The organism is Aliiruegeria lutimaris (assembly GCF_900099935.1).
Classification (GTDB): Bacteria; Pseudomonadota; Alphaproteobacteria; order Rhodobacterales; family Rhodobacteraceae; genus Tropicimonas; species Tropicimonas lutimaris.
The window spans coordinates 1-6,453 of the sequence record NZ_FNEK01000135.1; the positions used below are offsets into that span (position 1 = coordinate 1).

Here is a 6,453-nt window from a genome sequence, read left to right on the forward strand (position 1 = left end):
AGCCTATCTCGCTGACTCTACTTCGGTTGAGCAGCAGGGCCATTGGAGACGCCGGTTGCACCGCCCCAACCACCTTTTAGGCCACTCGCTGCATTCGCCGACCCAGGCGTAGACGAAACGGTTTCGGCAATTCCGGTCCGACCCTTGCCGTCTCCCTTACCTTTCTCTGCCCCCGCGAATGCGGACGAAGCAATGGCTACGGATGCGATGGTCGATGCGATCAACAGTTTGTTCATGGTGTCCTCCTCTGTCAGACTGTGTACTTGCAGTACGGAGGAGGCTTGCTTTCAGATCAGTCTAATTCGCTCAAACGAACTTATTCGCTTATGATGACCACGCATTCAGCCGTTGGATCATTCCAAACTGGATCGCGCTTGCACCACGCCGATCTGGCAAGGTTCTGCAAGATGGGTGGGGCCGATCGACCCAGGGGATGTTCGGCCGCTGAGGCACGCTCAGCGGGTCTGACTAGTTATCTAAGTGTTTTCATCAGATGACCGCGCAGTCGGTGAAGCTGCCATTGGCGCAGTGCGCAGCATCGGTTAAGAAAGGGCTCTTCACTGCCAATCGCTGCACGGACCACGAGTTGCCGCTTCTGGTTCAGAGGATGGTACTGCACTTGCAAACCGTTGAGACGTAGCGAGCGTCGGCAATGCGCAGGAAGCGGTTGGAAAGACAGAGTCGATGATCGGCGGCAATGTCCAAGGTTTGTCGCCGCTGCAGCTCACGCTGACAGCAGCCACAAACCTTGGACGAAGCAGTCGCTGGCGCTCAAAGCACTTCCGTTAGACTTTTACTCTTTGAAAGCAACTCGGTCACTTGCCAACAGTTGCTCCACCCAATCAGGAACCTGCAGTCCTGCGGCAACTCTTTCGTCCTGCGCACGCTCGGCACTCCTAATACGTTCGAGATGTTGAATAACTTCATCCAGACGCTCGAACGGCACGACAACTACGCCATCCCGATCGGCTATGATCATATCACCAGTTTCCACTTCTTGTGCACCGATTTGGATCGGGAAACCAACGGCTCCAGGTCCCGACATGTGCGGTGACGCTGGGGTAATTCCGGTACACCAAACCGGCAATCCAACCGAGACTATGCCATCGTAGTCACGCAGCGGTGCGTCCGTAACAAACCCGGCCGCACCGGAATTTTTCATCATTCCAATCAAGCCATCGCCACCGGCTGCGCATCCGGAATAGGCTGAAAACGAGGACACGATGACGTCGCCGGGTCGAATGAATTTCAACGATGCGAACACTGCCAAAACGTCGGCGGCGCCACATTCCGCAGTTAATGCGGGACCTGCCGCGGCGCAGGTTAGATCCCGCCCCCCTCCAATCGGCTGAATGTTGTTGGAGAGAGCGCCACCTCCAAACATGGCGTCAACGACAAAGCCGGTGGGGGCACCATGAAATGCTGCAATCTGTGCTTCGGTCGGGCGCCGAAGGTCTTTCTTGATAGTCAGCGTCGGCGGGGCTTCGATCACGTGGCCGTTCCTTTTCTTTCGGTCTGTGAGCATCTCTTACACAACCATGCTACGGAGCAGTCTACTCATTGTCGACTTGCATCGTGCAACGTCCGCTCCGGGCTCATTCACGACCTGTGAGCTCTCGTCGCTCTTGCTTGCCGGCTCTTGGCAATAAATGCCAAGACAGCTCAGACAGCCGTCTCAACGACAAGCTTCCGCAGGGTCAGGCCACGACGCGGCCCTTCATCGCCTCGCTCGATCCTTCGCCCTTGCCCCCGCCCGGATCGCACGCGTCCTTCTATATCAGCAGTGAATGAAACAACGCTGCAGAGCATGACATGACCAAGAGCCCCACCGCCGCCTTCCTGACCACCGCCATCGAGAACTCGGGCCTGACCCAACGCGAGATCGCGCAACGCGCGGGATTTCCCAAGCCGAATGTGCTTTCGATGATGAAGACCGGCGAGACCAAGGTGCCGATCGAACGCATTCCGGCGCTTGCCGAAGCCTGCGACGTGGACCCAATCGACTTTGCCCGTATCGCCATGCTCGAGTATCATCCCGAGATCTGGGGCACGTTGAATCTGGTGTTCGATCCCAAGCTCACCGATCGCGAAATCGGGATTCTGCAGATGCTCAAGATTGCGGATCCCAATGTCGAACTCCGGTGGCGGAAACAGGACGGAGAAATCATGATCGGCTTGTTCCGATACATGTTGCACTGGATGCGCTTTGCTGGGGAGGTCGCTGGAAAATAGGGAAAGGCTGCGCCCCCGCCAGACCACGAAGTCCTAGGTGGGGGCGGCTTCCTATGGAGGCTGTCCCGGCGCGCGGCGTCAGCAGGACGTCCAATCCTTGGAGTTGACCGCCGGGACCGAGCACAATGCATATGAATGGCATAAAAACGCCCTTCCGGATTCGGCGTTTCTGAACTTGAACCTGCCCGTTGCCGCTAAGCCGCCAACAGGTCGCTCTCCAGCTTGGCGAACATGGTCAGGTCTTCCTCGGCGCTGTCGAAGAGGTGGCCATAGGTGTCCATCGTCATGCCGATAGTGGCGTGGCCAAGCAGGGTTTGGATCTTCTTGGGGTTCCAGCCCTGCTCGATGAAGAGCGAGGCGGCGGCGTGGCGCAGCGAATGCACCGCGAATTTCGGCTCGCCCTCCGCGTTGATGATCCCATTCTCGAGCAGCATCGGCTTGAAGACCCGGTTGTAGAAATTCGAGTAGCTTTGCACCTTGCCGACCGAGTTGGGGAAAACGAGATCGATTGCGCTTTCCGGCGCTTCCTGCCTCCAGGACGCGAGCGTGTTCTTCACCATCGGCGCCATCGGGATATCCCGCACCCCGGCGCGGCTCTTGGGAGCGCCGAGCTTGCCTTGCTCATCGGCGCGCTGTCGAACGAAGATCACCCCGCGATCGAGATCGACATGTTTCCAGGTCAGCCCGCGCAGCTCGGAGACGCGCATGCCGGTGAAGATGGCGGTGACCAGCAGCGCGCGATGGCTCTCCGGGGCGTTGTCGAGGATCCTGCGGATCTCGTCCTTGGTCGGGATGATGCGCTCCTCGGTGCCGCGCTTCGAGCGCTTCATCTTCACCTCGAGCCCGACATTGGCCGCCATCCATTCGCGCTCGACGGCCTCGGAGAGGATGGATCGCAAGCTGACCATGACCTTGCGGGTGAGGGCCCGGGAAACGCCATCATCCAGCAGCTCGTCCATGAAGTCGCGGATATCCGAGCGGGAGAGATCGCTCAGCAGACGATCCCCCATCCTTGGCTCAATATGAATGTGCGCATGGCTGCGATATGCCTTCAGGGTGGCGGCTTCGAGCCCATTGCGACGGGCGGTCTTGAGCCACGCCTCGCAGGCGTCGCGGACGGTCTTGTCGGTGTATTTCATGCAGTGCTCGCTCAATTCTGATGCTGAACACATTATAGCAGACGTGGGTCGAACCGTCGGGCTGTTTCCCAATTTTTTCCGTGGGTTGCGTGCGATGAGCTGGGTTTCTTCATCGTTCGAGCACCACCGAGGGTACTGGCGGGACGGATCTGCAGGCAATGCTCGGACCGGCGGGGTTGGCGTCCCTGAGGGTCTTGCCAATAATGTTGTAACAACATAGTTCGTCTCCATGAGCAACGACACAGAGCGCAAGCGTATCCACGGCCACGTCATCCTCACCCACGGCGCGAAGCCGAAAGGCAGTCTCTACAAGCACGCACCGGCCCGGCAACAGATCCTGAACCTCAAGGCGTTTGCCGATAGGCATGACATCGTGATCTCACGATTGACCTTCGACCATAGCCGATCGATCCGGGGGTGGTCTTCATTTCCCGAGCTTGCTCGCGTTCTGGAACTGTATCGTGCGGCCGGCAGCGGGACTGTCGTCATTGATGATCTCAATCGCTTGTTTCGCGCTCACACAATTGAGCAGGGGCACGATGTGCTCGGCGGACTCCAGCCGTACCGCCGGCACCTTCTCTGTGTTCGGCAGGGATGCCTGCTCGAAAACATCGATCATCACGAGATGCTGGCATTCCTGAAAAGCCCCGACCGGGGGAAGTGGTCGTACGCTCCGCGCAAGAGCCGCCTGACCGAGGACGAGAAACGCGACCAGACCCGCAGCGCGGTGATCGCCTCCCGCAAGGCGCGCAGTGCGGCCGCCGACGCCCGAGGGCGTGAACTTGCCGCCGTCCGCGACGAGATGATCGCAGCGGGCGAGACGTTGACACTGACCGCAATCGCCGAGGAAGCCAATCGGCGTGGTCTTCGCACCGCGAGGAACAACGCGTGGACGGCGACGAGCGTCGCGAGAATGTTGAAGCGGCTGGAGGACAGCGCCGTCGCCGACGGACCCGCGGATAGCACGCCAGAGCGTGTGAGAGACGCGTAGGGCGACGTTCCAGCGGAGGGCGTGTCGTATGCGTCAACGACCGATCCGCCCACCAGGGGCGCTCTCACAGCGCTTCTGACTGTAACGGTCGCCGGTAAGTGCTGGATCGGTAGAAGGCCGTTGCGCTCAGCAAGCCGGTGCGCAGCATGAACTCAGCCGATGCGCCAGACACCGGTCGGCGGCGGAAGAGGGGCGCGTTGCTGGGACGGCGCTGGTGCTGAATCCTTGCCGGGACTGTTGCGAGTGGGCAACATGCATGCCTGAGAGGCTGTGAGAGGCTCACAGGGCCGCATCTCGTGCAGCCTGGTGGTCTTTGCGGCGATTTCTGAAACTGCGCCTGTAGCGCGAATTCTCAGCCCCTGGGGGTGCTTCGAAGCGTCGGCAGGGCAGGGGGGAGCTCCGGGCGTGAGGTAGATATCGCCGCGCGGTGATCCCCGGCGACAAACAGACTTGAACGATTGCGGATCATACCCAAGTCATCTCGTGCTGCTGCTCTCCGGAGCGCCTTCCCCAAGAAATGCTGTCGCCAATGTCCTACGATCTCACCGTCCCCATCCTGGAAACGGCCCGCAAGCGCCGCCCTTCCGGGAAGCGCTGGCACACGTTCGTGAAAGAGAGCGGGATCGAGATCAACTACTACAGTATGCCCTATTCCGGGAAGCAGCCGATCAATGAAGGCCGTCTCGAGGTATGGCCCGACATCGAACTCTGCGATTACACCTTCAGCGCGGTGGTCGATTGGATCAGGATCAGCTTCGACACGACGAGTCGGCACAAAGCAAGCAACATCCACAGGTGGGCATCCGCGGTGGTCGATCTCGAGCAGACACTCTTCGTCCAAAGATTAGATGGCGAAGACTGGCGTGCCGGCCACGAGTTCACCCTCCAGCTTCAGAATCCGACGCCGAGCGGCTTGGAGAGGCTTTGCGCAGCGCTAGAGACGAAATACAAGATCGACAGGCAGGCGATCCGCATCGACGGAATCGAGGTGTCGCTCGACATCTATCCGAAGAGTGGCAGCGATGAAGACCGCCGCAGGATGACGGAGGTGCTGCGCCACCACGTCATAGTGCCCGAGCTGTTCTGGAACACGCCCGGAGCTCAGCCGAGATGCGCGTTCGGAGACATATTCGAGGTGAAGATACCCAAGCCGGTGGTTCTTGGGTCGACAGGGAAGCACAGAGATAAAAGCAATGCTGCCGCTCACGATGCGCTGACGCCAGAGCATTTCCGGGACCTGGACGCGGCCGCTTTCCAGCCGCAGCCGGTGGATGGGACGTTCTATTTCGGACGCAAGGGAGACGTGGCCATGGTCAGGATCCAGGACAAGGTCACGGACAAGAGAACAGGAAATCACGCGCAGAAGCTGGAACAGCACAGGAAGCGCAGCCGGATCGAGGTCACGCTTGATCGGTTCGTCATGCGAGAGCTTGGTGTCGAGTTCGAAGTTGATATCCGGAACCTGCCCTTCGATCATCTGGTGTCAGGCGTCTTTGCCACGACGATCCCGACCCTGTCCGCTGCAGGAGAGACACCTGACGCGGAGGAACTCCCTGTCTTCGCGAAGGGAGGCGTTCTTGGTCTGGATCGTTACCAGAGAGCGAAACACATCCAGGATCAGATCGAGGCAGGGGCAGGGAGAGGAAGCAGGCGGCCATCGGCATTGGGGATCAAGGGGCATGGGGTTGCATGGGCCGAGTTTCGCAAGCGGAGCAGGAAGGCCCTGAAGAGACTGGAGACGCAATGGGGAAGGTAGGCGGAGAGGTGAGAAGACGAGGGGCGCGTGTGGAATTTCCCTGAGGGTCGGAGAGACGCAGAAACTCATCGATTCATGGAGTTATAAGGCGAAATAGGCGAAATCTCCCGGCTCCACCGCGGCACATGTCATCGTCCTTCTATTCTTATCGCTCGTCTTCGGAGCGTCACCGATCTGAACCTCGCTCCATGAAGATCTGGGGGTGAAAAAGTCAGCACTGACTTGTCATGAATCCCTCGGACGAGGTCCGCATCACCGAGCGGATTCGAGAGATATCTTCGACGTCAAAGAAGCTGATCGACTTGCCGAAGCGCCGGATCGGGGGAGAGAGGAGA

5 protein-coding genes are annotated in these 6,453 nt (G+C 59.5%); 3 read left to right on the forward strand and 2 right to left on the reverse strand.

Annotated features, from left to right (window positions below; all coding sequences use genetic code 11):
- Positions 1-793: 793 nt before the first annotated feature.
- A complete protein-coding gene (locus BLR85_RS27360; protein ID WP_093164879.1) occupies positions 794-1,492 on the reverse strand; it encodes an RraA family protein in 699 nt (232 codons plus the stop codon).
- 320 nt (positions 1,493-1,812) lie between these two features.
- On the opposite strand from BLR85_RS27360, the gene BLR85_RS27365 reads away from it, so the two are divergent.
- Complete coding sequence (locus tag BLR85_RS27365; RefSeq protein ID WP_093164869.1) at positions 1,813-2,232, forward strand: helix-turn-helix domain-containing protein; 420 nt, start codon at positions 1,813-1,815, stop codon at positions 2,230-2,232.
- Between the two features lie 194 nt (positions 2,233-2,426).
- Here the strand turns inward: BLR85_RS27365 and BLR85_RS27370 are convergent, their stop codons facing one another.
- Complete coding sequence (locus tag BLR85_RS27370) at positions 2,427-3,371, reverse strand: tyrosine-type recombinase/integrase (protein ID WP_093164871.1); 945 nt, start codon at positions 3,369-3,371, stop codon at positions 2,427-2,429.
- Between the two features lie 229 nt (positions 3,372-3,600).
- On the opposite strand from BLR85_RS27370, the gene BLR85_RS27375 reads away from it, so the two are divergent.
- Both BLR85_RS27375 and BLR85_RS27380 read left to right on the forward strand, forming a co-directional pair.
- Positions 3,601-4,362, forward strand: coding sequence for a recombinase family protein (locus tag BLR85_RS27375; RefSeq protein ID WP_093164873.1), 762 nt, complete (start codon positions 3,601-3,603; stop codon positions 4,360-4,362).
- Between the two features lie 529 nt (positions 4,363-4,891).
- Positions 4,892-6,118: a hypothetical protein gene (locus BLR85_RS27380; protein WP_139188591.1), complete on the forward strand. Its 1,227-nt coding sequence runs from the start codon at positions 4,892-4,894 to the stop codon at positions 6,116-6,118.
- The last annotated feature ends 335 nt before the right edge of the window (positions 6,119-6,453 follow it).